The sequence below is a fragment of the Sphingomonas sp. BT-65 genome, assembly GCF_026107375.2.
GTDB lineage: Bacteria > Pseudomonadota > Alphaproteobacteria > Sphingomonadales > Sphingomonadaceae > Sphingomonas.
In genome coordinates this window covers 783,736-808,647 of record NZ_JAPCIA010000001.1, presented here as the reverse complement: position 1 = coordinate 808,647, position 24,912 = coordinate 783,736, and the positions used below count along the sequence as shown (strand labels likewise).

The window sequence follows — 24,912 nt, the reverse complement described above, 5'->3', positions numbered from 1 at the left end:
CACCGAAGCAACAGGAGACGATCCCCTTGAGCACAGTCGACGACAATCCCGCCGAAAGGCGTTTTGAGCTTGCCATCCATGGCAGCCACGAGATCGCTGCCGCCTATTATCGGCTGCAGGGTGAGCGGCTCACCCTCACCCACACCATCGTGCCGGAACGGTTCTCGGGGCAGGGGATCGGTTCGAAGCTGGCGCGAGGCGTGTTCGAGCTGCTGCGAGCAAGCGGCCGCAAGGCGGTCCTCCGCTGCCCGTTCATGGCAGCCTATTACGCGCGCCATCCCGAATATGCAGACGTCGTGGACACTTCGGCAGAGTAGGAAAGACAATGATCGAGCTGGTCATCGAACAACGGCGGCGGAACCTTGGTGGCAGCTTCGAGGTGGGCCGGGTCCTGCCCTTCGCAAAGCGCCGGATGGTGGGGCCCTTCATCTTCTTCGACCATATCGGGCCGATCGACATCCCGCGCGGCGTTGATCGCAGCGTCGATGTTCGCCCGCATCCGCATATTGGTCTCTCCACGGTCACCTACCTGTTCGCCGGCGAGATCATGCACCGCGACAGCCTGGCCTATGCGCAGGCGATCCGTCCCCAGGAGGTCAACTGGATGACGGCCGGGCGCGGCATCACCCATAGCGAGCGGCTGGAGCGCGCCCGCGCACAGGGGGACAGGATCCATGGAATCCAGGCGTGGGTGGCGCTCCCAAGCGAAGTCGAGGAGACCGAACCGTCCTTCTCCCACCATAGCGGCAGCGACCTTCCGCAGTGGACCGAAAGCGGGGTCACGGGCCACCTGATCGCGGGCAGCGCATATGGGCTCACCGCAGGGGCGCAGACGCACTCGCCGCTTTTCTACGCCCACCTCGACCTGGCACCCGGCGCGAGCGCCGAAATCCCGAGCGGTCACAGCGAGCGCGCGGTCTATATCGCTTCGGGCGCGCTGGAGGTGGACGGCCGGCGCTTCGATGCCGGACAAATGCTGGTCGTGGGCGGCTCCGCTTCGCGCGTGACCGCGATCGAGCAATCCACGATTATGCTGCTCGGCGGCGAGCCGGTCGGCCCGCGCCACATCTACTGGAACTTCGTCTCGTCCTCGCAGGAGCGGCTCGCGCAGGCGGCGGCAGACTGGAAGGCAGGGCGAATGAAGCTGCCCGACGCCGACAACGCCGAGTTCATCCCGCTCCCGGACGAAGCGGCTCCTCCGGCGCCGCCGATGTCATGAAGAGAGACGAAAGCCCCGCCGGCGGATCGGTACGAATTGACGTCAGGAGGTTCTTCTAATGGCGAAGCCGGAAATGTTCGTAACAGAGGGCGCCGGGCAGAAACTGTTCGACGCGCTGCATATGTCACAGACGCTCAAGATCGGGAATCGGGTGGAGACGTCGGGACAGGGCGGGTGGGACGATGAACTGAACATACCCGCCTCGATCGAGGACGAGATCGCGCAGGCCTTCCGCAACGTCGAGAAGGTGCTCGCGCCTGCCGGCGCCAGCTGGAAGGATGTGGTGCACGTCAATAGCTATCACGTCGGCGGTTTCCCGCCTGAGGTGAACGCGACGATCGCGCGCCTGTATCGCCACTATATGCCTGACCGGGCGCCGATCTGGACGCAAACCGGCGTCGAGGCGCTCGGCCTGCCGGAGATGCGGATCGAAATCAGGGTAACGGCGATCATCGACTGACGGGTCCGGCCACGGGTGCGGCGCAGGCTTCGCCGGACGCGCTAAGCGCCTTGCGGATCAAGGAAGACATGCAGCGCCTTGATGACGCCGTGCTCGATGTGCGCCACGTCCAGCCCGGTGACCGCCACCGGGCCATCGGGCGGTCCGGCGGTCCATTGCAGACGCCCGACGCCATTGTGGCCGAGCGCCGGCCGGACAGGCGTGAAGACGAAATCCCGGGGCAGATGGCCCAAAAGCTCGGTCACGGCCTGGGAGATGGCTTCGTGGCCGTGCACCGATCGGTCGGGCTCGTGCAGGATGGCATCGGGGGCATAGAGTTCGCGGATAGCCTCGATCCGGCGAGCGGGGTCATGCTCGCCGAAGACGCGCTCGAGATTGGCGCCCATTAGGGCGGCAAAGTCGATATCGGCCGGTAGCCTGAGCGGCGCACCAGGCGAGCCCGCGCGCTCGGGAAGGACGCGTCCGAGAAAGTCGCGGATGTGCTGCGCGATTTCACGATGGTGCGTCTCGAGCGCGAAATGTCCTGTGTCGAGCAGGTGGATCTCGGCACCCGGGAGATCCCGCTTGTAGGCAAGCGCGCCGGCCGGAACGAACGCAGGGTCGTGCCGCCCCCACACGGCGAGGAACGGCGGCTGATGCTCTCGGAAATAGGCTTGAAATCGGGGGTAGAGCGCGACGTTGCTGCGATAGTCGAGAATGAGGTCGAGCTGCACCTCTTCCGCTCCTGGTCGCGCCATATAGGCGATGTCGAGCTCCTGGCCGTCAGGGCTCAGCAGCTCGGGATCGGCCCCGGTGCCATATTGCCAATCGCGTATCGTCTCGGGTGACAGAGAGTCGCGGCACGCTTCGCGGTTCGCCTCGCTGGGATCGCGCCAATAGGCCTGCCAGGCGCCCCATTGGTCGCTGAAGCCCTCCTCATAGGCGTTGCCGTTCTGCGAGATGATCGCGGTGATCCGCTCTGGGTGCCTGATCGCCATCCGCAGGCCAGTCGGCGCGCCATAGTCGAAGATGTAAAGCGCGAAGCGCTCTAGCCCGAGGGCATCGACGAACCCCTCGATGACTTCGGCCAGCTTGTCGAAGCTGTAGGTGAATTCGCCGCGGTCCGGCGCCCTGGTCTGTCCGAACCCGGGGAGGTCGGGCGCGATCACCCGGTAGCGGTCCGCAAGCTCGGGGATCAGGTCGCGGAACATGTGACTGGCCGTGGGGAACCCATGAAGGAGCAGCAGCACGGGAGCGTCGGCCGGACCCGCTTCGCGATAGAATAGCTCGACCTCGCCGACCTTCTGCGTCCGGTAATGCACTGCAGTCATACAGATCCTCGTGATGCAATCTTCTTACGACGGTATGGCGATCAAGCGGTCGCCCTGTTCCGGAGCGGCGCGCCTTCCGGCCACCATAGCCGTCATGCGCGCCGCCACCGTCACGATTCAAGCGATCGCACCACCGTCGACGGTCAGCGTCGCGCCGGTGATGATGCTTGCGGCCGGGCTGGCCAGATAGGCGACAGCGTTACCGATCTCGCGCGGTTCGGCGTACCGGCCCAGCGACGTCAGGCTGCGCTGGAAGTCGGCCGCCTCGCCGTCCGCCGGGTTCGAATCCGTGTTGGTCGCGCCCGGCTGGATCAGGTTGACGGTGATGCCCTTGGGCCCGAGCTCGCGCGAGAGGCCGCGGGTGAACGAGGTCAGTGCCGCCTTCGACATCGCATAGGTCGTGATGCCCGGGAACGGAACGCGCTCGCCAAGCGCCGAGCCGATCGTGATGATACGGCCGCCTTCGCTCAGGTGCGGGATCACAGCCTTTGCGAACAGCACGGGAGCACGAACGTTGACGTCCATCACGCGCTGATACTCGCCAAGGTCGATATCGGCGATCATGCCGGAGTGGCCGATCGCGGCGCTGTTCACCAGAATGTCGATGCCGCCGAGCGCGGTGACCGCCTCGTTCACGGAACGGGCGATCGCCTCCGGATCGGCGCTATCCGCCTGAATCGCGACTGCGCGGCGTCCTGCCGCCTCGATAGACTTGACGACGCTCTGCGCCTTTTCAGCCGCATTCTGATACGTAAAGGCGACGTCCGCACCATTCTCGGCAAGCACCAGCGCGATCGCTGCGCCGATGCCGCGGGATCCACCGGTTACCAGCGCCCGCTTGCCTTTAAGATCAATCATATACTCGTCCTTTTCTACCCTATCTGGCCCAGGTCACCCGCGTGTTGTCGCGGGATGGGAAAGGCGCACGATTTCCTGATCCGCGAACTTAGCGGTCGCGATCAGCGTTTCTTAGCTTCGGGAAGTGCCAAGCTGTGTTGCGTGAAGTGGAACGCGGCGCCAGGCGTGGAATCTCGGCATTCGAGCCGATGCTCTGCCTCATCCTCTCGGGGACAAAGGCGCTGGTGGCACGGCCACGCGGGGAGCGTGGGGCATATCCTGTCGCCATGAGCGCTCACGGCAGTTCAGCAGAGAACGTCAGAACACGTCCCGAGGTCGCCGATTGCGGGACTTCAACGACGATGTTCCGGGTCGTGCAACACAGCTCCTCATAGGTCGTGGCTAGAGAGCCGGGGGCGGAATTCCTATCACCGAGGGGAGGCGCGACGCGGCGCGTGAGAGCGGGACGGGGGTGCCAGGTTTGAAGCGCGCCGGCACCTCAATTTCTGAAATGCCCAAACGAGGAATCCATCATGTCCCCTGCTGCACACTCCACAGCTCAACCCGCGTCGACGGCATCGCCTTTGGCGGTACTGCAGTCAATCCTGTCGAACCCGACCGATCTCGACTTCGTCAAGCAGTTCACCACGGATGACTTCATCTATGTCTCGCTCAACTATGAGCACGCTGAACTGAAGCAGATCATGCCTTGGGCGGGCACGAACAAAGGCACCGAGGGGCTGGTTCAGACCTTTATCGACGTCGGCCGGTACTGGAGGACAGACGCTTTCGAAATTCAGGACAGCTTTGAAAATGAGAACGGCGCTGCGATTTTCGGTTCTTTTACCTACACATCGACCGTGTTGGGTAAAACGGTGACATCACCCTTCGCGGTTCTGGCGCGCGGCGAGAACGGCAAGCTGTCCTACGTGCAGTTTATGGAAGATACCTTCGCGACCGTCCGCAGCTTCCGGGAAAGCGGCGAGTATCTCATCAAGGCAAATCCCGACGGATCGGAGACCAGCGTCTGAGGCTCCGCCAAGGATAAAGCGCGATCATTTGAGTCGAGAGCCGGGGTCACGTTGGGCGACTTTCCGGATTCGACCGGCTCGTGCGGGTTCACAGCTTCGTTGCGATCAGGAGCTTTAGATGGATCGAATGGCGCGCAAGGTTGCCCTGGTGGTAGGCGGCGCCAAAGGCATCGATCTGGCGGTCGCGCGGCGACTGCTTTCGATCGTGCCATTCGCACCGGAGCGGCGGTAGCTTCACATCATGTCGTGCTGTGTTGCGGCTTCAGGAACGAACGCAGGGGCCGCAATTTCCGCCGCGGCTAGCCCAGCCGATGCGCGTCACGCAGCATGATCGCTTTGCAGAGATTCTGGCAGCATGCGATCATCATCTCTGTCAGAACCCGCACCTTGCGCTCTGGATGCTGTCCTGGCGGCCGCACCACATAGATGCCGAGGTTGGGTGGTGGATAGCGCTTCATCACCGGAACGAGTGCCCCGGAATCGAGGTGCTCGATGATCAGCTCCTTGGGAATTCCGGCTACGCCCACGCCAGCGACCGCCGCCGCAACGAGAGCCACGGCATTGTCGGCCTTGAACCGCCCCTGCGGCTTCAGGTGGATCACCTTATCGCCATCCATGGCAAGCCAGGTCTCGGTCCCGTGCATCACGACATCGTGGGCGCCAAACTCCTCCGGCGTTTCCGGTGCGCCGTGGCGCTCGATGTATTCGGGGGTCGCGACGTAGATCGCGGGCGTATATCCGACCTTCTTCGCGATCAGATTCGAGTCGGTCAAATGGCCGATCCGGATCGCGCAGTCGAAGCCTTCCGCGATGAGATCGACGAAGCGGTCAGAGTAAGAAGATCGAATCTGCAGCTGGGGATTGAGGCGCGCCATATCGGCGATGACGGACGCGAAATGTGTCGGACCGAAGGTCAGTGGCGCGGCAATTCTGAAGCTCCCGCGCAGCTCGCCTGCCGGCAGGATTGTTTCCAAGGCGATGTCGTACTCCGCGCAGATCCTGGCGGCGTGACCCCGAAAGGTGATACCTGCCTCTGTGAGGGCAGCACCGCGTGTGGTCCGCGCGAGCAATTGAACGCCCAGTTCGGTCTCGATCCTCGCGAGCCGCCGGCTTACGATGGATTTGGACACGCCGAGACGCAAAGCAGCGGCAGTCACGCCGCCCGCATCGGCAACCTCCACAAATGTTCGCAAGCCCTCGATATCCATTTATCGTTCCCCGTTACGCGACACGGCAGGCCAGAACATTGCCAACCGTGCGTTTTCCGAAATGCCGCTGGCACCACCCCGCGACGCTCCGATGGTCGGATGCGTGCACTGCGCTCAGCTCAAGACGAGCAATGATCTGAGATGGAAAGACACCGGGCTGCTCCGGTGACATCCTTCCGACTCTTATTAGTACTATCTGCTATCGAACCTGGCTCAGCCACGGGGGCAACTCCTCGTACGGCCCTCTTGTCTTTTGAGCGCTATCCTCGCTGGCCGTCGTTCCATCGCTCCAGCCTCGGGGCTGCAACCCGGGCGGCACGATCTTTTCCGCGCGAGTGCGCTGGATCGCGCATTCACGCGCGAAGAAGTCCAGCAGCGCGCGTACGGACGGGAGCAGCCCGCGGCGCGACGGGAAGACGGCATGAACGATCCCGGACTGAGGTCGCCAATCCGGGAGCACGTCGACGAGCCGTCCTTTCTTCACGTCATCGGAGACGAAGATCGTCGGCAACTGCACCACTCCCGCGCCAACCATCGCCGCATCGCGGAGCACCGACATGTCGTCAGTTACCAGGCGGGGCGTATGCGGAACCGTCGCCACCTTTCCGTCGGCATGGTGAAGTCCCCAGCTATGCTCGCGGGTTGGACGCACCTGATCCAGACTTGGAAGGCCATGAAGGTCGGCCGGCGATTGCAGCTGGCCACCTACCAGCTTCGGAGCAGCAACCAGGCATTGGGCGCTCTCATCAAGGCGCCGCATCACCAGACCGATCGAGTCCAGCGGCGGAAACCGCACCCGTATCGCGAGGTCCAATCCTTCGGAGATCACGTCGACCCGGCGGTTGGTGCTCTCCAGAAGAATTTGGACACGCGGATTGATCATCATGAAGCGCGCGACCAATTCGCCGAACTGGAACGACAGCAATGCGGTGGGGCAGCTCATCCGCACGACGCCGCGCGGTTCGCCCTGGACCTGCGCCGCTACCTGCTCCGCGGCTTCCGCCTCCACCAGCATCGCGATGCACCGATCGTAGAACTCGCGCCCGACCTCCGTGACGGAGAAGCGCCGGGAGGATCGGTTGAGAAGCCTGATGCCGAGGCGCTCCTCAAGCGCCAGAACCCGGCGGCTGAGCAGCGATTTCTGGATGCCGAGCGCCCGCCCGGCCGCGGAAAATCCGCCATGATCAACGACCGCGGCAAAATAATAGAGATCGTTGAGATCTTTCATCGTCCTTTGCGTAGGACGCTGTGTCGCTTCTGGCAATCTTTTCATTTTGTCGTCCCGCCATAATCTACGATCCAACACGCAGCCGCAGGGGCGGCGCGTCGGAATCGGAGAACGCACATGGCCAAGGTCATCGGCCGGTACGGTAACGACCGGCAGCATTGGGTCGGCGACGGCTTTCCCGTTCGCTCGCTCTTTTCGTACAACGACCTGGGCGCCCACGTCAGCCCGTTCCTGCTGCTCGACTACGCCGGGCCGCATCTGTTCGAGCCGACAAGCCAGCGTCGCGGCGTCGGCAAGCACCCGCATCGAGGCTTCGAGACGGTCACGATCGTCTACGAAGGGGAGGTCGAGCACCGCGACTCTGCCGGCAACGGCGGCGTGATCGGACCGGGCGACGTCCAGTGGATGACTGCCGCAGGCGGCATCATCCACGAGGAGTATCATTCGCCCGGCTTCGCCCGGGCTGGCGGACCTTTCCGCATGGTGCAGCTGTGGGTGAACCTGCCTGCCAAGGACAAGATGGCGCCGGCCGGGTACCAGGGCATTCTGAAGGCCGATATTCCGGTCGTGAAGCTCCCCAACCGTGCTGGCACGATCCGGATCATCGCGGGCGACTATCGGGGGACGAAGGGAGCTGCGCGCACTTTCACGCCGATCAATGTCTGGGACCTCAGCGTGAACGCCGGGGCGGACGTGAACCTCGATCTGCCTGCGGGGCACACGGCAATGATCGTTGTCCTCACGGGTCATGTCACCATCGCAGACAGCCAGGAGGCAGGCGAGGCGGAAATGGTGCTCCTCGGTCGCGAAGGCGGCGACATTGCCATTCACGCCGATGGCGATGCCAAGCTGCTGGTGCTGACAGGCGAGCCCATCGACGAGCCGATCGTAGGATACGGCCCGTTCGTGATGAACAGCGAAGTAGAAATCCGGCAGGCCGCCGAAGACTTCAACAGCGGGCGCTTCGTCGCCGCAGCAACATGATCAAGGGGCCGGATGCAGAGCGCATCCGGCCCCTTCTTCCTGCGGAGCGGTTGGCGCGCGACTCTCCGCTTGAACAAGGGCGCCAGCCCGCCCCCGACGCGCGACTTGAACAGGAAAGGGACCAACCATGGCCAGTGAGACCATCCGCAACCCGCAGACCGATCACCTTCTCACCCCTGACAACGCGGCCTTCATCATCATCGATTATCAGCCGATCCAGGTCTCCTCGATCCGCTCGATGCCGCGCGACGAGCTTGTGTTCAACATCGTCAGCACCGCCAAGGCGGCCGTGAACTACAATCTCCCCATCGTCCACTCGACGGTCAACGTCGCGACCGGCCGCAACAAGCCGCCGATCCAGGAGCTGCAGAACGTCCTGGGCCATTTGCCGACCTACGATCGCACCTCGATCAACAGCTGGGAGGACACGGGCTTCAAGGATGCGGTCAAGGCGCTCGGCCGCCGCAAGCTGATCATGACCGCGCTCTGGACCGAGGCCTGCCTCACTTTCCCCGCGCTGGATGCGATCCAGGAGGGGTATGAGGTCTATGTGCCCGTCGATGCGGTCGGTGGCACGTCGGTGGCCGCGCACGAGGCCGCGCTGCGCCGGGTCGAGCAGGCGGGCGCGAAGCTGATCAGCCGCGTGCAGATGTATTGCGAGCTCCAGCGCGACTGGGCGCGGGAAGCCACCGTTCCCGGCTTCATGGGCGTCTTCGAGAGCTTCGACGGCTTCAACCCCGAAAAGGCGGCGCAGGCCGCCTGACGGCGAGCGCGGCAAGTGGCGGCGGCTCAGATCGCCGCCACTTGCCCGCAAAGGCATCTGGCAGGCCACGGCGGCCTTCCTCCTCCGACCCAATCAACATCAGGGAGACCCTCTCATGTCCACGATCGTCACGAGCGACGGCGTCAGCATCTTCTACAAGGATTGGGGCCCGAAGGACGGCCAGCCGATCATGTTCCACCATGGATGGCCGCTCAGCGCAGACGACTGGGACAACCAGATGCTGTTCTTCCTCGGCAAGGGATTTCGGGTGATCGCCCATGATCGGCGTGGCCATGGTCGTTCCGACCAGACCGATACCGGAAACGACATGGATACCTACGCCGCCGATGTCGCGGCGCTGGTGCGCGCGCTCGATCTCAGCAACGTGGTTCACATCGGCCATTCGACCGGCGGCGGCGAGGTCATCCGCTATGTCGCGCGCAGCGCGCCGAACCGGGTTGCCAAGGCGGTGCTGATCGGCGCGGTCACCCCCATCATGCTGGCCACCGACCGGTACCCCGGCGGCCTGCCAATGTCCGTGTTCGACGGCTTTCGCGACGCGCTCAGCCGCAATCGCGCGCAGTTCTTCCTCGATGTGCCGAGCGGTCCCTTCTACGGCTTCAACCGCGACGGCGCGGAGGTCAGCGAGGGGCTGATCCGCAACTGGTGGCGCCAGGGCATGAGCGGTGGCGCCAAGGCGCACTATGATTGCGTGGCCGCGTTTTCGGAAACCGACTTTACCGATGACCTGAAGGCCGTATCCGTGCCTGTCCTGGTGCTGCATGGCGAGGACGACCAGGTGGTGCCGATCGACGCATCGGCACGCGAGGCGATCAAGCTACTGTCGAACGGCATTCTCAAAACTTATCCTGGCCTGTCGCACGGGCTGTTTGCGACCCATCCCGACATCATCAACGCTGACCTGCTGGCCTTCATCGAGCAGAGAGCGCGCGCATGAGCAAGGTCAGGGACAACCCGGCCGAGCATCGCTTCGAGCTTGCGATCGAGGGCTCCGACGAGCCCGCCGTCGCCTATTACCAGGTCGACGGCGATCGCCTCACGCTCACGCACACCGAGGTACCGCAGGCCTTCGCGGGGCGCGGCATCGGTTCCGAGCTCGCGCGAGGGGTTTTCGATGCGATCCGCGCGAGCGGTCGCAAGGCCGTTCTTCGCTGCAGGTTCATGGGCGGCTTCTATGCCCGTCATCCCGAATATGCGGACATCGTCGATGGCTAGCGGCGATCGAGGCGGGACTTCGCTCGTGGCGGATCTTTCATCCTTTCCGATCACGGGGCGTTGGCCGGCAACGCATCCCGAGCGGCTCCAGCTCTACTCGGTCAACACGCCGAACGGGGTCAAGGCATCGATCATGCTCGAGGAGATCGGGCTGCCCTATGAAGCGCATTGGGTGCGCTTCGATGCGGACGATCAGAAGACGCCCGAGTTTCTGTCGCTCAATCCCAACGGCAAGATCCCCGCGATCATTGATCCTGATGGGCCTGACGGCAGGCCGCTGACGCTGTTCGAGAGTGGCGCCATTCTGCTCTATCTCGCGGACAAGACCGGCAGGCTGATCGGGGACACCGCCGCCGATCGTTGGCACGCGACACAATGGGTTATGTTCCAGATGGGCGGCGTAGGCCCGATGATCGGGCAGCTCGGCTTCTTCTCGGTGACCGGCGGCAAGGATTGGGAGGATAAGCGTCCGCGCGAGCGCTATGCGAACGAGAGCCGCCGCCTCCTCGATGTGCTCGACCAGGCTTTGAACGGGCAGGACTGGATGCTGAGGAGCGGGTACTCAATTGCCGATATCGCCCTCGTCGGCTGGATCAACGCGCTGGTGGAGTCCGGGCTGGGCGAGCAGATCGGCGCGGGCGAGTATCGCAACCTTGCCGCCTGGCTTGGCAGGGCTCTCGCGAGGCCGGCCGTCCAACGGGGCTTGAAGATACCGGCGCCGCCGAGCTGATCGTCGGCTTGATGGGGCAGTCCCGGTGGGCCCGGAAAATCCCCTGGCTCCGGCGACCGACCCGCTTTCGATGGGGCGAGCTTGCCCGTTGGCCGGGCCGGGCCGTGATCAAAAGGCCATTGCCTGCTGTGACGATCTGAAGGAACGAGAATGGCGCTGCGACGCACCCGGGTGTTCGTGAAGGAAACAGGCGAGAGCCCCTACGCCGTGCGTATCGAGATGGGTGCCCATCTCCTGACGGGCGACGAGCCGGTCGACGCGGGCGGCTGGAACCTTGGTCCTGCGCCATTCGACTTGATGACGGCCGCGCTTGCGGAATGCACCGCCATGACCGTTCGATGGTATGCCCTCCAGCACGACTGGCCACTCGATCATGTCGAAGTGACGGTCGATCGCGCGAAAAAGTTGCCGGCGGGAGCGTCCGAGCCGGTCGATGTCTTCGACAAGACCGTCATCCTTCGTGGATCGCGACTGAGCGAGGGCCAGCGTGCACGCCTCCTCGAGATCGCGACCAAATGTCCGATCCAGCGTGTGTTGGAGGGGGCACCCACCATCATGACCAAAGCTGGAACCCCGCTCGATGAAGCGTTCGACAGCTAGCCACATGGATATCCGTTCCATGCTGAGCACCGACAAATGTCCGGTTCGCGCGTGGACGAGGCGCGCCGTCCGCAAGTGCTGGAACGCGATGCTGCTCGCGATTCCTGCTCTCGTCCCGGGTTCGGCGGTGGACGCGAGCGCTCAGACCGTTCCGCCCAAATCGCAGCGGGCGCCGGAAGTCCGCCTCGCTGGCGAGACGGTGTCGCTGCCCATCGTGATGGTGGGCGAATATCCTTTCATCGAAGGTTCGGTTGCCGGTGTGAAGGGCAAGCTCATGCTCGACACGGGCGCGGAACAGGCGCTTGCGATCAATGATCATCGCGTTCCGGTCGCGAAAGGGAGAACGATCGGGACCGGGCATTTCGGCAGCGGAGAGACGTTCGCGGTGCGGCTCGTGCCGGAGCTGATGGCGATACGGATCGGTGCCCTCCACTTCGCCCGGGCGACGACCGTGCAGGCCCAGGACGCGCGCCAGCTCGAAGGCATCACGCCGGATTTTCTTGGCTGGCTCGGCCATCACGCCTGGGCCGGCTACGCCATGAAGCTCGACTACAGAGCCTCGCGTGCAACCTTCTACAAAGGCGGACCAGGCGCTTACCTGAAGGGTGAAAGGGTCATAGCCGAGCTGCCGTTCGAGACGCGCAAGCTCCCCAACCACCCGCTGATGCCGGGCCGGATAGGCGGCATGGCCATCATCGCTGCCTGGGACACAGGCCAATATGGTTCGTTGTTCACGGACGCTGCCGGCAAGGCGGCGCTGCTGCGGTCGCGACACCTGACCGTCTCTTCCGACAGGGAAGGCGCCTATGACCTCGCCGGGCTGGAGCTTGCTGGCCAGTCCTTGCCCATCATTTCCGCAATGGAGGTGGAAGCCGCGCGGTCCCCGGCCGCAGTCCCGATCGGGATCAACGAGCCTCACCTCCTGACCATCGGCTATGGCCTGCTTCGCCAGTACAAGACCGTCTGGGACTATCGTGGCAAGCGCATCTATCTGCTGGCGCCATGAGACGCCTTTCAGCATCCGCGTCCATCCAGGAACGCTTCCGCGGGTCGAGAAGCTTCTCGACGCGCCATCTCGGCCTGTCGCTCGGCATGACGGAGCTGTCCGCGAAACGAATGGCCGGGTGGCCGCCGCGCATGTCCAGGCCCCACGGCTAAAGGCGGTGGCGCATGCGACCCCATCGCATGTTCTCACACCCGGCTCGCCTGTCGAGCGAGAGCCTAGGGCGCCCCAGCGCAAACAATCGGATTATTTGCGGATTATAATCTTCTTATAATCGGCTGCGCCGCTATCGTCGTGCGGGTCATGGCCATGACATTTCTCAACCAAGGAGAATTGCCATGAACCGCGAGCATGAAGACGTGATCGAGCTCGGTGCCGTGAGCACCGAGACCAAGGGCGTTCAGGTCGGCTTCGCCGACATCGAGGACGGCGAGCGCATCCTCCCCGGCCTGTCCGACGACTGATCCCTATGGGCGCGTGCCCGTCCGGACGCGCGCACCTTTTCCATCCAAGGGAGCAAGCGCCATGTCGCTGCGCCTGCGCGCGGGCCTCAGCTGGTGTCCTTGCGGAGGGCGAAGCGTGTTTCTCGACCTCGCGCGCGACCGCTATTTCTGCCTGCCGCGCGACAGCGACCGCGCGTTCCAGGCCTGGGCCGCGGGCGAGGCGGCATGCGCATCCGCGCTCGACCGTCTCGTGGCACGCGGCGTTCTTGCCGGGGGCGAGGGCGGCAGCCGCGGGCCGGCGGCCTGCCCGCCGGCGCTGCGCGATCTTGCCGAAGAGCGACCGGGAAGGATGCGCGCGCTTGGCGTCATGGCCGCGGCCGCCGGTCAGCTCCGTGCGCGCGCTTCGCTGCGCCGGGTGCCGGTCGCGATCCTGCTCGCGCGCATCGCCGCTGCGCGAAGCGCAAAGCTCGTCGGTCCCGTCCGCGATCCGATCTCCGACGAGGCCCGGGCGCGGGCGGTCGCCGACGCCTTCCGCGCGGCCGCGACGGTTCTGCGCGCCGAGGATCAATGTCTGCCCCGCGCGATCGCGGCACGATGGATGTGCGACCGGTACAAGCTCGACGCCGCCCTGGCGTTCGGGGTCCGGCTGAATCCCTTCGCGGCGCACAGCTGGGTGCAGGCTGGCGATGCGGTGATCGTCGGCGACCTCGAGCAGGTGCGCCTCTACACGCCGATCCTGGTGGTGCCATGAGGCCGCGCTACCTTCTCCTGATCTCTGGCGGCGACAACCTTGCCGGGTGGGCGCAGCGCGTTGAGAGCGCGACGGGGCTGCGGCTCGCATGGTCCGAGGAGCGGCTGGCGCTGCTCGTCAACGGCAGCTGCGGCTGCCTTGAGATCCCGGGTTTCGGCGCGGTGGTCGGCGCCCTGTTCCACCGCCATGGGCCTGCGCGCGCGGTCTCGGCATTGCGCGCCAGCGACCATGGCGCCTTTGCGCAACGCGGCATGGATCATCTGCTCGGCGCCTGGTGGGGCGGCTATGTCGCCGTGCAGCGCCGCGGCGACACGGTCGAGATTATGCGCGATCCATCCGGCGCGCTTCCCTGCTACCGTGGCGAAAGCGCGGACGGCCTGTTGCTCGCCTCGGACCTCGACCTGCTGCTCGCGGGCGGTGCGATCGTCCCGGGCATCGACTGGAATGCGCTCGCGCGCCTCCTCTGGTCGGGCGGCCTTCCGACGCGCGAGACCGCGCTCGCCGGCGTGACCGCGCTGCTGCCCGGCGCCGCGGTGGCGCTGACCGGTGCGGGCGAGCGGGTGGCGATGCGCTGGTCGCCCTGGGACCATGCCGAGCCCGACGGCTTGCCGGAGGAGGAGCGGGCCGTCCGGCTGCGCCGTGTCGTGCAGCAATGCGTCGCCGGCTGGGCGTCGCTCTCGCAGCGGCCGCTCGTCAGCCTGTCGGGCGGGCTCGATTCCTCGATCGTCGCGGCATGCCTGGCCGAGGCCGGTTCCGACGTGCGCTGCGCCACGATGTACACCGCCGATCCCGCCGGCGACGAGCGCAGCTATGCGCGCGCGCTGTGCGCGCATCTCGGGTTGCCGCTCGCCGAATGTCCTTACGATCTCGATGCCGTCGACATCGCCCGGGCACAGGGACTCCATCTGCCGCGCCCCGCGGGCCGCGCCCAGAACCAGGCCTATGAACGCGCGCATATGGCGGTGGCCGAACGCGAATCGGCCGATGTCTTCTTCACGGGCAACGGCGGCGACAATGTCTTCGGCTATTCCCAGTCCGCCGCAGCGCTCGCCGACCGCGTGCTGCACGAGGGGCTGGGGGTTGGTGCGTTTCGCACGTTTCGCGACATCTGCGCCCAGACCGGCGCCGGACCGATGCGCGTGCTGGGCGCCGCGCTGAGGGTCGCAAGACGGCCGGCGGCCTATCGGTGGAAGCCCAAGCTCGCCTTGCTCCATCCCGATCTCGTGGAGGCGGCCGGCCGGAGCGACCTCAGCCATCCCTGGCTCGACGCGCCCGAGCGCGCGTTGCCCGGCAAGGCGGCGCACATCGCAGGTCTCGTCCGCGTCCAGCTCACGATCGAGCCCGACCGCAGCCTGCGCGCGCCGGTGGTCAATCCGCTGCTCGCCCAGCCGGTGATGGAGGCCTGCCTCGCCATCCCGAGCTGGGAATGGCGCGCGGGCGGACGCGACCGCGCCGCCGCCCGCACGGCCTTTGCCGGGCTGCTTCCGTCAGCGATCGTCGAGCGCCGGAGCAAGGGTACGCCGGACCCGTTCCTTGGGGTAATCGTCCGGCACAATCGCGGCGCGCTTCGCGAGCGCTTGCTGGACGGCGCGCTCGCCGGGCGCGGCCTGCTCGATCGCGCCGCGCTCGAGCAGGCGCTTGCCCCCGACCGGCAGACGACGGGCGAGGAGCATATGCGCCTGCTCGAGCTCGCCAATATCGAGGCGTGGGTCAGGGCCTGGACGTCGCGTCCGGTGGGGCAGGGACGCCCGGTCCAGCCTGGCCCTTGCGCAGCGCGTCCCAGTGCCTGACCTCGCTCTCGCGTTCCGGGCCGAGGTCGCGGGCCCCGTTGAGCCAATAGTCGAACCAGTCGATCGAACGCTCGTAGAGCGCCAGCCGATGCGCCGGCTGCCATTTCACATGATATTCGCCCGGGAAGACGAAGAGATCGACCGGAGCCCCGACTTCCTTGAGGGCGGTGTAGCTCTGCAGGGATGTGAGCAGCTCGTGCTGCGACAGCTGGAGCAGGATCGGGGCGCGGATCTTCCTCGCGTTGGGCGAGATGGCGATCTTGCTCCAGAACTCCCTCGCGGCAGGACTGTCGTCGGTCAGCCTGGGATAGCCCATGAAGTGGAACTGCCGTGCCGCTGCCGGCCCGACCCGCATCGCCAGCATGGTGTCCCAGCAGCAGTTGCTCATCGCATAGGCCGCGAACAGCTTTGAATGCAGCAGCGCGAAGCCGGCGGTGGACGCGCCGTCGCTGAAGCCGGTGATGCCGATGCGCGCCGGATCCGCGATGCCGCGATCGATAGCGGCCCTCACTGCGATCTCGAGCGATTCCAATGTGCTGCGGCGATCGGCGAAATCCTTGAGGTTGATCCGGTCGCCCTCGAGGAAGTCGGTCGTGTGGAGCGCGCCGACCGATATCGGCTTGTCAATGCTGAGCACCGCGAAGCCGCGATTGGCGAAGGCCTGGATCGGATAGTCGTCCCCGGTGCCGCCGCGCAGGAAGCCGCGCGACGAATATTGGACCACGACCAAAGGATAGCGCGTGCCCGGCCTGTAGCCGACCGGCAGGACGAGATCGGCGAAGGATTCGAGGCCGAAGCTGTTGCGCTGCTCCAGCCGCTCGACCCGGCCGAGCGCGAGCCTCGCGAATTCCGGATTGGGATCGAAAAGGACGCGGCTGCGCCCGGTCGCCGGATCGAGCCGCTCGAGCCGGCGCGGCTGCAACGAACCCTCGCGCAGGCAGATGAGCGTGTCGCGATCGAGAACGCACGAGAGCAGCAGGTCGTCCGTGGCATATAGGCGCCGGACGTGCCGCCGGCCGGGCTGCCATTCGTAGATGGCGGTGCTGCGCTTCGCCCATCCCTCCCGACGCCGGAAGCGGACCCTGCCGTCGCTCGTCCACCAGGGACGGCTCGCCCCCGTGCACGCTTCCGCGGTGCAGGTCAGGGTGCGCCCATCGGTGGTGATCGACAGACGCGCGGATGCGGCGCCCATGGGACCTCGCGGCACCTCGATCGACGCGCTGCCATGGGATGAGGATGCGTTGGTCCAGTCGCCTTCTGCCATGCTGCTTGCTTTCAGCATGGCTGCCTCCTCGTCGGTGGCCGGGCGGGTCGCGCCGCCGGCCAGGTCCAGGACATGGACCGTGCGTGGGATCGGCGGCCGCAGCCAGGGGAGCGAGCTCGACGCCGGCCCGAAGCGATCGTCATAGTGGAAGCCCGACCGGCCCTCCTGCTCCAGGGCTGCGAGGCCCGGCTTCAAGCCTGTCAGCGCGGCATAGATAATGCTGCGTCCGTCGGGCGCGATACGGAAATCCTCGATATCGTCGGCGCTCTGCGTGATGGGCATGCTGCCGCTGCCATCGGCATTTGCGCGCCAGAGCTGCACCGTGCCGGCGTCGCGCCGCAGGAAGACGATCGATTTGCCGTCGGGCGACCAGCGCGGCGTGATCGGCTTCGCAACGCCCATCGGGAAGTTCGCTTTGCCCCGGGCGGTATAGGATTGCCGGATCGCCTCGCCGCCGCGATCGACCACGCGCCACGGCCCGTCCGGGCGCAGCTCGACCACCACCATCGCGAGGCAATAGGTGTTGCGGACCGGATCCGCGCGGCGGACCTGGAAGGCGGCGCGCGTGCGGTCCGGCGAGAGGGTGAGCAGGCCGGACGCCTGCGGGCCCGGCTCCACCGGGCCGATATCGCGCAGCCGGACAAGATCCTCCGGCGCCAGCGCCCGCACCGGCCCGGCCATGTCGCCCGCGGGGAGCACGTCCGCGCAGCTATCGGCGGCATAGGCGAATTGCGGCAGCGCCGCGGCCGCTGCGCCGATCAGCGCGATGTGCGTGAGGCTCACCATTGCTTGGTCACCGAGACGCTGACGAACCGGCCGATCGGCGACTGGTTGGTCGAATCGAAGGGGATACCGGCGGGATCCGTGTTGCGGATCGGGTCAGGCTCCTCATTGAGCAGGTTCTGGACGCTGAGGCGCAGCTCGAGATTGCGCAAGAGGCCATGATCGACAGCCGGCCGCCACGACCCGCTGAGGTCGAGCGTGGTGAAGGTGCCGATCGGCCGGACGTCGAGGAAGGTGTTGTCGAGCGTGCTGCCCAGATAGTTGAACGCAATGGCAAGCTGGGTTTCGCGGGCTTCCCAGCTCGCCGAGCCGCGTGCGCGCCAGTGCGGAGGGGTGAAGATCACGCCGGTACGGGGCGCCGAGGGCTGTCCAGGCTGCAATTGCCGGTCGATATCGAGATAGCTCGCCGAGGCGGCGAGCCGTAGCTGGCTGCCGCCGCCGAGGTCCGCGCGATAGTCCAGTGCGATGTCGACGCCCTGGACATGCTCGTACGCGGTGTTGCGCAGCGACGTGTCGACGATCGCCGCGACGCGTGCCGGATCGAACGGCTGCCCGGTCTGGTTGCCGAGGCCGAGCGGCAGCGTGGCGATATAGTCGAGCACCTGCTGCGGGGTGGGGGACAGGTCGACGAAATTCGCAGCCAGCGGGTCCGCGAGCGACGCCAGCGTGTTGGTGATCGGCGAGGCGATGCGCCCGCGATACTTGATGTCGAACCAGCTCGCCTCGATCCTCAGGCCCTCGAGGAACCGCGGCCGGAGCTCGACCGACAGGGTCGTGTTGGTGGCGCGCTCGGCGTCGAGATCGGGATTGCCGCCACCTATCCGCAGGACGAGCTGATCGCGGTGAAGCGCCAGCGCGAGGCAGCCGAGGCGGCAGCGCCGGTCGCAACCGGCCTCGCGGTCGAAAGCCTCAACTTCGACTATGCCATTTCGGGGGACCGGCCAGCATGGCGGCCGCTTCGCGCCTTCGACGACGGGCGGCAGACCTATATCGAGTTCGCAGCCTCGCTCGCGGTCGGTGAGGCGCCGCCACTGTTCGTCCTTGGCGAGGACGGCGATGCCCAGCTCGTCAACTACCGCGTCGCCGGCCGCTACTATGTGGTCGACCGCCTGTTCGGCGCCGCGGAGCTACGGCTCGGCGGCAAGCGCCAGAAGATCGTCCGCATCGAACGTGCTCCCGAGCGGCGGGCGCTGGGCCGGGCGGGGAGGGCGTCGTGACCGACACGCCCGCCCCGTCCGGTGCTGCGGCGCCGCCCAAGGCCGACCCGGAGACCCTCGTCCTGCGCGCGGCGCCGGGGAGGGTGACGCGTTTCCGCCGCGGCGCGATCATTGCGATCGCCGCGGGCGGATCGACCGCAATCGCCGGGGTCGCGTGGCTGGCGCTGAAGCCGCCGAGCCTGAGCCTGGTCGCGCCAAGCGACGACAAGCACGTCGCCGCAAAAGCCCCACCCGATGCCTTGGCGGGCGCGCCGGCCAATTATGGCGATGTGCCGCAGCTCGGACCGCCGCTGCCCGGCGACCTCGGGCGACCGATCCTCAACCATCAGCGCGAGATGGGAGCGCCGATGCCCACCGATCCCGCCGCCGACGCGGTAGCTCGGGCGGCGCAGCAAGCCGAAGCCGAGCGGCAGCGCATCGCGGCCGAGCGGAAGGCGGCGCGCGAATCCGGCGTGATGCTTCAGCTGGCCGGGACGAGAGCAGAAGCCGCACCTGCCGGTCCGCCCGTCGGAGCAAGCGAAGGCCCGTCCGCGCAGACGGCACCGGCTGCACCCGATCCTGATCGCGATCCCAATGGCCAGCAGCGCAAGAACGCGTTGGTCGGCCGCGCCAACAGCGATGGCAACATCAACCCGCATGGCCTCGCGGCTCCGATCTCGCCCTGGACGCTTCACGCCGGCAGCATCATCGCCGCGAGCCTGATCACCGGCCTCAATTCCGACCTGCCGGGCCTGGTGACCGCGCAGGTGACGGAGAACGTCCACGACAGCGTGACGGGTCGGACCGTGCTGATCCCGCAGGGCTCGCGGCTGATCGGGCGCTACGACAGCGTGGTCGCCTTCGGCCAGAACCGCGCGCTGGTTGTCTGGCAGCGCATCATCCTGCCCGACGGCGGCTCGATCCGGATCGACAATGTGCCGGCGACCGACACGGCAGGCTATGCCGGGCTCGCCGACCGGATCGATCGCCATACCTGGCAGCTCCTGAAGGGGGTCGCCCTGTCGACGCTGCTCGGCGTCGGAACCGAATTGAGCTTCACCGGCGAAAGCGGCCTGGTCGAGGCGATCCGGGAGTCCGCGCAGCAGAGCGGCGCCAGGGCGGGAGATAAGCTCGTCGGGCGCAGCCTCGACGTCCAGCCCACCATCCGGGTGCGGCCGGGATGGCCGCTGCGCGTGGTGGTGCACAAGGATATCGTGCTTCGGCCTTGGCAAAGGGCGGAGCGGTAGCGATGGACCTCAAGCTTCCCAGGCTGCCGGACCGCACGCCAGTCAAGATGTCGATCAGCGTCGCGCCGGAGCTTGCCGCCGCGCTCGCCGACTATGCCGCGATGTACGAGCAGGCCTATGGCCGCGGCGAGCCGGTCGCCGAGCTCGTGCCGGCGATGCTCGCCGCGTTCCTCGAGAGCGACCGCGCATTCGCCAGGGCGAGGAAGGGCGGGGGCCCCGGCAAGGCGGGATGAGAGTCCCATGCGTCTGCTCACGCTCCGCGACGCAGCCGCCATGCTCAAGGTGCACCCGAATACCCTGCGCAGCTGGGTGCGGCTCGGTCTCGTTCCCGGCGCACGCATCGGCCGTGCCTGGCGGTTCGTTGAGGCCGACCTTGTGGCGGCGACTCGGGCGACCTATTCTGCGGCTGCACGAATGCAGCCGAGTGCCTCAACCAAGGAGGCAATATGGCACTCTGGAAACGTGCAGGTCGATATTACGTCGACTTCACAGGCCCGGACGGAAGCCGAGTTAGACATTCTACTGGCACCACCGACCGGGAGAAGGCGAAGGAATACCACGACAGGCTGAAGGCCGAGATGTGGGATCAGCTCAGGCTGAAGCGCAAGCCCCAGCGCAGCTGGGATGACGCGGCAGTCCGATGGCTCAAGGAGAAGGCGGGCAAGAAGTCCTATCGGGACGATGTGCAGCGCATCCGTTGGTTCACTGGTCATTTGAGAGGCAAGCTTCTCGACCAGATCGACCGGGAGCTGATCGACCGGCTGATCGAGAAGCATATCCGATGCTCGGATCGCACCAAGGATCTCTACGTGGCGCTCATCCGCGCCATCTTCCGGCGGGCGATGCGGGAATGGGAATGGATCGATCGGGTGCCGGCGTTCAAGACCTACAGCCGCGGCGGCAAGGTCCGGGTTCGGTGGATCACCGAGGAGCAGGCCGAACGGCTGCTCGAGGAATTGCCCGAGCATCAGCGTGACGTGGTCGTGTTTGCGCTCGCGACGGGGCTGCGTCAGGGCAATGTGCTGGGTCTCACCTGGGACCGGGTGCAGCTTGGCAGACGGATGGCGACGATCGCGCATGGCGACACCAAGAACGGCGACGCCTTAGGGGTCCCGCTCAACGACGTCGCGATGGCCGTGCTCGAACGGCAGGCCGGCAAGCACAAGACGCATGTGTTCACCTATCGGGGCAAGCCGCTTCGCTCGGCGAACACACGCACCTGGCGCGCCGCGCTGGCGAAATGCGGGATCACCGATTTTCGCTGGCACGATCTGAGGCACACCTGGGCGAGCTGGCTTCGGCAGAGCGACGTGCCCACCTGGGTGCTGCAGGAGCTGGGCGGCTGGAAGTCGGAATCGATGGTGCGGCGCTATGCGCACATGTCGGTGAAGCACCTTCAGCCCTATGCCGACCAGCTGACTTTTGTGCCGAAAATCCGCGAAGACGGAGAGGCGCGGAAAACTGCGGAAGTCGATGGTGCAAAATCACCCACAGCCCCGCGCAAGGGCGTGCTGATTTTGGCGTCACAAGACGGCGTAAGATGTTGAGATATAAGGAGAAAGGATGGTGGACGCACTTGGGCTCGAACCAAGGACCCGCTGATTAAGAGTTGAATTTTGGCCTTGTCTTGGACGCGACTGCCTACGCTGGAGCGGGACAAGACATTGAAACTACAGTGGATTTCTACGACGAAGTTTGCTACGTTGAGCCTCGGTTGCCGCCCAATTGATTACGTGGCGATTACGTGGGTTCTGTAAGATGGCGAACGAGAAAATCTCGAAACGGGTCGTAGATGCTGCCGAGCCGGCTGCGCAAGGCGATACGTTCCTATGGGACACTGAGCTCAAGGGCTTTGGTCTGCGGATCACGCCCCGAGCCGTCAAATCCTACGTCATTCAATATCGCATCGACGGCGGGCCGGCTCGCCGGACCACGATCGGCATTCATGGCAGTCCCTGGACGCCGGCGACCGCTCGGGAGTTTGCCGAAGGCTTCCTGTTCAAGGTCAAGCAGGGTGTCGATCCCATCGAGGAAAAGCGGGAGGCGAAGAAGCAGGCCGAACTCCTGGCGTTCGACGGCTACGCTGATCGGTTCGTCGAACTCTATCTGAAGGTCCATTGGGTCGACAGTTGGGAGGATGGCGAGAGCGTGATGAACGCGGCCAAGCCCCACTTCGAGAACAAGCCCATCACCGCGCTCAAGCGCAAGGACGTGACCGAGCTGCTCGACAGCTACAGCGATCGGCCTGGCCAGAAGAAGCTCGTTCATTCCGTCTTGCGCAAATTCTTCAACTGGGCGGTCGACGAAGGCGACCTTGAGGCGTCGCCCATCGCCGGGATGAAAGGCCCCAAGCCCGTGCCCGCTCGTAAGCGCGTGCTAAATCGCGAGGAGCTGATCTGCGCCTGGCTGGCGGCCGCCGATCTGGCCGATGTGTGGCGGGGCTGCTTCCGGCTGCTCATCCTCACATTGCAGCGGCGCGAGGAGGTGGCGGCGGTCGACTGGCGCGAGATCGAGCTCGACGCAGCCATGTGGGAGCTGCCGGACGAACGGGCCAAGAACGATGAGGCGCATCGCGTCCATTTGAGCGCGCTTGCGATCGCCGAACTTGAGTGCTTCGGCCCGAAGCGGAAGGGGCTGGTGTTCACCACCACCGGCACCACAGCGGTCTCCGGCTTCTCCAAGGCCAAGAAGGCGCTCGACGCACGGATGCTAGAGATCATGCGCGAGCGCGCCGAGAAGCGCGGCGAAGATCCGGACGAGGTCGAATTCGCGCCTTGGCGCCTGCACGATCTCCGCCGGACGGGCGCCACCAACATGCAGGCGCTGGGCGTTCCGGTGGAAGTGACCGAAGCGGTGCTCAACCATATCAGCGGCACACGCGCGGGCGTGGCCGGCGTTTACAACCGCTATCGCTATGATCCCGAGAAGCGGAAGGCGCTCGACATCTGGGCGCTCCATCTCGGAAATCTGATCGAAGGGCGCGAGCCGACCACCAACGTGATTCCGTTCGCGCGCTATGCGTGAACGTGCTGCCCCACGGGCGCGTTCGTGCGTCGAATCCAGTGCAGGCGATCTTGTCTGCCGAGACCTAAAACCGCATATAGGGGATATGACGACGACGGCGAAAAAGAAGACTCGCACGCGACGGGCTTCGCAGCCCGATCGCACCGTAGTCTATCACGGAATCAAGATCGCCCCAGTGACGGGCCGGCGCTCGCCGCTGGCCCAGGCGATCCGTGAGGGCTTTCGGAGCAACGCCGAGCGGTCGCGTGGCGAACCCGCCCAGGCGTAAGCCCCCCGCTTCCAAGTCGGTTTTCATCAACTGTCCGTTCGACGACGGGTTCAAGCCGATCTTCCGCGCGATGGTCTTTACCGTCATCGCGTCGGGCTATCATCCGCGTTGTGCGCTCGACTCAACGGACGGCGCGGAGGTTCGCGTCGCCAAGATCGCAGCGATGATCGGTGAGTGCGATTGGGGCATTCACGACCTGTCTCGCATCGAGGTCGATCCGGGTGGCCTGCCGCGCTTCAACATGCCGCTGGAACTTGGGCTTCATCTCGGCGCCCGCCTGCTCGGTGAGAAGCGGCACCGGCGCAAGCGCGCGCTGATCCTCGACGCCGAGCGCCATCGCTACGATGCCGCCATTTCCGACATCAGCGGCCAGGACATCGAGGCGCATGGAAAGGACCCGGACGAAGCGATCCGCTGCGTCCGCAACTGGCTGTCCGAGCATCGGCCGCGCAATGCGCCGCCGCTCCGCGGAGCGGCGGCGCTGCAAGCGGACTATCGGGCCTTTCAGGCGGAGGCCGGGGCGCTGCTGGCGCCGCGCCGGATCGACCCCGACGATCTCACCCACAACGATTTCCTGTTCGCCGTTCACGACTGGATCGAGGCGCGGGCCGCGCCCGCGTGACGCGGCGGCGCGCCGCCGATCGTTTGATCCCTAGCTCGGAGGTGGAGGGCCTGGAACGTGGCCGACACATTCGACACTGAAAAGAGAAGCGCCATCATGCGGGCGGTGCGGAGCGCGGACACCCGCCCCGAACTCGTCGTGCGCTCCCTCCTGCACCGGGCGGGATATCGTTTCCGCCTGCACCGAAAGAATCTTCCCGGCAGACCCGACCTCGTTTTCCCGGCGCGGCGAAAAGTCATCTTCATTCATGGGTGCTTCTGGCACTCCCATCGCGATCCTTCCTGCCGGCGCGCGCGCGTGCCCAAATCAAGAACCGATTATTGGTCGGCGAAGCTCGAAGCGAATGAGGCTCGGGACAAAGCCGCGCTGGAGCGCCTTCAAGCGCTTGGTTGGGAGGCTCTCGTCATCTGGGAATGCGAGCTGCGCGACACGGCCGCAACGCTAGCCTGCGCAGCCGCATTCCTCGATTCCGCGCGCTAGAGAAAGCGCCAGGCGCGCCATCCAGGAAGCGCAAATCTCCGCGTATAATCGACAATTTATCGTGGGAATATCGCGACCCATTGCTGGGCAATACACGCAATATATCGTAAAAATTATCGCGTATATTTGACAATCCCTGCGATCCTCGTTATCGCCCCGATGCGAAAGGAGACGCGAAATGGCTACATCCAAAGGCGCCGCGAAAGAGGGCGGCGACGACCGGCGCGCCAAGTTCGTTCGTATCGCCGAGAAGCGCGTGGGCAACGCGATCCGGGCGATCCGCCTGATCGGCAACCTGTCCAATCGAGCGGCTTACGAATTCAACGACGCCGATGTGAAGAAGATTGCGGCTGCGCTGGGCAAGGAAATCGATAGCATGCAGCGCCGCTTCAGCGACACGCCCGTGAAAAACAAGATCGAGTTCAAGCTCTAACG

General features: G+C 65.7%; 28 protein-coding genes and 2 pseudogenes. 23 read left to right on the top strand and 7 right to left on the bottom strand.

The features are described from left to right. Positions 1–26 precede the first annotated feature (26 nt). From OK349_RS03990 to OK349_RS03980, 3 genes are read left to right on the top strand one after another with little or no spacing between them, the layout of a single operon-like run. The gene (locus OK349_RS03990; protein WP_265116524.1) at positions 27–317 is read left to right on the top strand and encodes a GNAT family N-acetyltransferase; all 291 of its coding nucleotides are present in this window, start codon (positions 27–29) and stop codon (positions 315–317) included. 8 nt (positions 318–325) lie between these two features. Continuing rightward, positions 326–1,219 (top strand): pirin family protein, encoded by an 894-nt coding sequence (locus OK349_RS03985; protein ID WP_265116523.1) that lies wholly within the window; start codon positions 326–328, stop codon positions 1,217–1,219. 58 nt (positions 1,220–1,277) lie between these two features. Then, positions 1,278–1,679 carry a RidA family protein gene (locus OK349_RS03980; RefSeq protein ID WP_265116522.1) on the top strand — a complete coding sequence of 134 codons (402 nt, stop codon included), beginning with the start codon at positions 1,278–1,280 and terminating at the stop codon, positions 1,677–1,679. Between the two features lie 41 nt (positions 1,680–1,720). On the opposite strand, the gene OK349_RS03975 is transcribed toward OK349_RS03980, so the two are convergent. Beyond that, on the bottom strand, positions 1,721–2,989 hold the full coding sequence (locus OK349_RS03975) for an alpha/beta fold hydrolase (RefSeq protein WP_265116521.1): 1,269 nt from the start codon (positions 2,987–2,989) through the stop codon (positions 1,721–1,723). A gap of 117 nt (positions 2,990–3,106) precedes the next feature. After that, positions 3,107–3,847: an SDR family NAD(P)-dependent oxidoreductase gene (locus OK349_RS03970; protein WP_265116520.1), complete on the bottom strand. Its 741-nt coding sequence runs from the start codon at positions 3,845–3,847 to the stop codon at positions 3,107–3,109. Between the two features lie 512 nt (positions 3,848–4,359). Between OK349_RS03970 and OK349_RS03965 the strand changes: the two genes are divergently transcribed. Then, a complete protein-coding gene (locus tag OK349_RS03965) occupies positions 4,360–4,857 on the top strand; it encodes a nuclear transport factor 2 family protein (protein WP_265116519.1) in 498 nt (165 codons plus the stop codon). A gap of 299 nt (positions 4,858–5,156) precedes the next feature. Here the strand turns inward: OK349_RS03965 and OK349_RS03960 are convergent, their stop codons facing one another. Together OK349_RS03960 and OK349_RS03955 are read right to left on the bottom strand one after the other, a co-directional pair. Next, positions 5,157–6,065 (bottom strand): LysR family transcriptional regulator, encoded by a 909-nt coding sequence (locus OK349_RS03960; protein ID WP_265116518.1) that lies wholly within the window; start codon positions 6,063–6,065, stop codon positions 5,157–5,159. Positions 6,066–6,264: 199 nt separating this feature from the next. Beyond that, positions 6,265–7,293 carry a LysR substrate-binding domain-containing protein gene (locus OK349_RS03955; RefSeq protein WP_265116517.1) on the bottom strand — a complete coding sequence of 343 codons (1,029 nt, stop codon included), beginning with the start codon at positions 7,291–7,293 and terminating at the stop codon, positions 6,265–6,267. Positions 7,294–7,410: 117 nt separating this feature from the next. On the opposite strand from OK349_RS03955, the gene OK349_RS03950 reads away from it, so the two are divergent. The 10 genes from OK349_RS03950 (at position 7,411) to OK349_RS03905 (ending at position 15,593) form a co-directional block, all read left to right on the top strand. After that, complete coding sequence (locus tag OK349_RS03950) at positions 7,411–8,277, top strand: pirin family protein (protein WP_265116516.1); 867 nt, start codon at positions 7,411–7,413, stop codon at positions 8,275–8,277. Positions 8,278–8,404: 127 nt separating this feature from the next. Continuing rightward, positions 8,405–9,040, top strand: coding sequence for a hydrolase (locus OK349_RS03945; RefSeq protein ID WP_265116515.1), 636 nt, complete (start codon positions 8,405–8,407; stop codon positions 9,038–9,040). 115 nt (positions 9,041–9,155) lie between these two features. Continuing rightward, positions 9,156–9,998: an alpha/beta fold hydrolase gene (locus OK349_RS03940; RefSeq protein WP_265116514.1), complete on the top strand. Its 843-nt coding sequence runs from the start codon at positions 9,156–9,158 to the stop codon at positions 9,996–9,998. Further along, complete coding sequence (locus OK349_RS03935) at positions 9,995–10,276, top strand: GNAT family N-acetyltransferase (RefSeq protein ID WP_265116513.1); 282 nt, start codon at positions 9,995–9,997, stop codon at positions 10,274–10,276. Before OK349_RS03940 ends, OK349_RS03935 begins: the two co-directional genes overlap by 4 nt. Positions 10,277–10,301: 25 nt before the next feature. Continuing rightward, positions 10,302–11,006, top strand: coding sequence for a glutathione S-transferase family protein (locus OK349_RS03930; RefSeq protein ID WP_265116512.1), 705 nt, complete (start codon positions 10,302–10,304; stop codon positions 11,004–11,006). Positions 11,007–11,156: 150 nt separating this feature from the next. Continuing rightward, the gene (locus OK349_RS03925; protein WP_265116511.1) at positions 11,157–11,606 is read left to right on the top strand and encodes an OsmC family protein; all 450 of its coding nucleotides are present in this window, start codon (positions 11,157–11,159) and stop codon (positions 11,604–11,606) included. 19 nt (positions 11,607–11,625) lie between these two features. Beyond that, on the top strand, positions 11,626–12,612 hold the full coding sequence (locus OK349_RS03920; protein ID WP_265116510.1) for a hypothetical protein: 987 nt from the start codon (positions 11,626–11,628) through the stop codon (positions 12,610–12,612). A 335-nt stretch (positions 12,613–12,947) separates the two neighbouring features. Beyond that, complete coding sequence (locus tag OK349_RS03915) at positions 12,948–13,073, top strand: benenodin family lasso peptide (RefSeq protein WP_265116509.1); 126 nt, start codon at positions 12,948–12,950, stop codon at positions 13,071–13,073. A gap of 61 nt (positions 13,074–13,134) precedes the next feature. Continuing rightward, positions 13,135–13,803, top strand: a complete 669-nt coding sequence (locus tag OK349_RS03910) for a lasso peptide biosynthesis B2 protein (protein ID WP_265116508.1) — start codon at positions 13,135–13,137, stop codon at positions 13,801–13,803. Next, on the top strand, positions 13,800–15,593 hold the full coding sequence (locus OK349_RS03905) for an asparagine synthase-related protein (protein ID WP_265116507.1): 1,794 nt from the start codon (positions 13,800–13,802) through the stop codon (positions 15,591–15,593). The genes OK349_RS03910 and OK349_RS03905 overlap by 4 nt, the downstream gene beginning before the upstream one ends. Here OK349_RS03905 and OK349_RS03900 read toward each other — a convergent pair. Both OK349_RS03900 and OK349_RS03895 read right to left on the bottom strand, forming a co-directional pair. Beyond that, on the bottom strand, positions 15,514–17,643 hold the full coding sequence (locus OK349_RS03900) for an Atxe2 family lasso peptide isopeptidase (RefSeq protein WP_265116506.1): 2,130 nt from the start codon (positions 17,641–17,643) through the stop codon (positions 15,514–15,516). The two genes, OK349_RS03905 and OK349_RS03900, sit on opposite strands and share 80 nt — an antisense overlap. Next, on the bottom strand, positions 17,637–18,410 hold the full coding sequence (locus tag OK349_RS03895; protein ID WP_265118533.1) for a TonB-dependent receptor domain-containing protein: 774 nt from the start codon (positions 18,408–18,410) through the stop codon (positions 17,637–17,639). The genes OK349_RS03900 and OK349_RS03895 overlap by 7 nt, the downstream gene beginning before the upstream one ends. Before the next feature lie 36 nt (positions 18,411–18,446). Here OK349_RS03895 and OK349_RS03890 point away from each other — a divergent pair. From OK349_RS03890 to OK349_RS03870, 6 genes and pseudogenes are all read left to right on the top strand, one after another. Then, a pseudogene (locus tag OK349_RS03890) lies at positions 18,447–18,857 on the top strand (TrbG/VirB9 family P-type conjugative transfer protein); the annotation flags it as partial. Continuing rightward, positions 18,854–20,083 (top strand): TraB/TrbI/VirB10 family type IV secretion system protein, encoded by a 1,230-nt coding sequence (locus tag OK349_RS03885; RefSeq protein ID WP_265116505.1) that lies wholly within the window; start codon positions 18,854–18,856, stop codon positions 20,081–20,083. The pseudogene OK349_RS03890 and the gene OK349_RS03885, both read left to right, overlap by 4 nt. 2 nt (positions 20,084–20,085) lie before the next feature. Next, a complete protein-coding gene (locus OK349_RS03880; protein WP_265116504.1) occupies positions 20,086–20,316 on the top strand; it encodes a DUF2274 domain-containing protein in 231 nt (76 codons plus the stop codon). A 7-nt stretch (positions 20,317–20,323) separates the two neighbouring features. Continuing rightward, positions 20,324–20,452, top strand: a pseudogene (locus OK349_RS19515) (helix-turn-helix domain-containing protein); the annotation flags it as partial. A 77-nt stretch (positions 20,453–20,529) separates the two neighbouring features. After that, complete coding sequence (locus OK349_RS03875) at positions 20,530–21,630, top strand: tyrosine-type recombinase/integrase (protein ID WP_265116503.1); 1,101 nt, start codon at positions 20,530–20,532, stop codon at positions 21,628–21,630. A gap of 211 nt (positions 21,631–21,841) precedes the next feature. Continuing rightward, a complete protein-coding gene (locus OK349_RS03870; protein ID WP_265116502.1) occupies positions 21,842–23,107 on the top strand; it encodes a tyrosine-type recombinase/integrase in 1,266 nt (421 codons plus the stop codon). A 64-nt stretch (positions 23,108–23,171) separates the two neighbouring features. Here OK349_RS03870 and OK349_RS03865 read toward each other — a convergent pair whose 3' ends face one another. Continuing rightward, positions 23,172–23,462, bottom strand: coding sequence for a hypothetical protein (locus OK349_RS03865; RefSeq protein WP_265116501.1), 291 nt, complete (start codon positions 23,460–23,462; stop codon positions 23,172–23,174). On the opposite strand from OK349_RS03865, the gene OK349_RS03860 reads away from it, so the two are divergent. The 3 genes from OK349_RS03860 (at position 23,446) to OK349_RS03850 (ending at position 24,910) form a co-directional block, all read left to right on the top strand. After that, entirely contained in the window at positions 23,446–23,997 is a 552-nt protein-coding gene (locus OK349_RS03860; RefSeq protein WP_265116500.1) for a hypothetical protein, read from the top strand. The genes OK349_RS03865 and OK349_RS03860 overlap by 17 nt on opposite strands. Before the next feature lie 57 nt (positions 23,998–24,054). Next, positions 24,055–24,477: a very short patch repair endonuclease gene (locus tag OK349_RS03855; protein ID WP_265116499.1), complete on the top strand. Its 423-nt coding sequence runs from the start codon at positions 24,055–24,057 to the stop codon at positions 24,475–24,477. 178 nt (positions 24,478–24,655) lie between these two features. Further along, the gene (locus OK349_RS03850; RefSeq protein WP_265116498.1) at positions 24,656–24,910 is read left to right on the top strand and encodes a hypothetical protein; all 255 of its coding nucleotides are present in this window, start codon (positions 24,656–24,658) and stop codon (positions 24,908–24,910) included. Positions 24,911–24,912 lie beyond the last annotated feature (2 nt).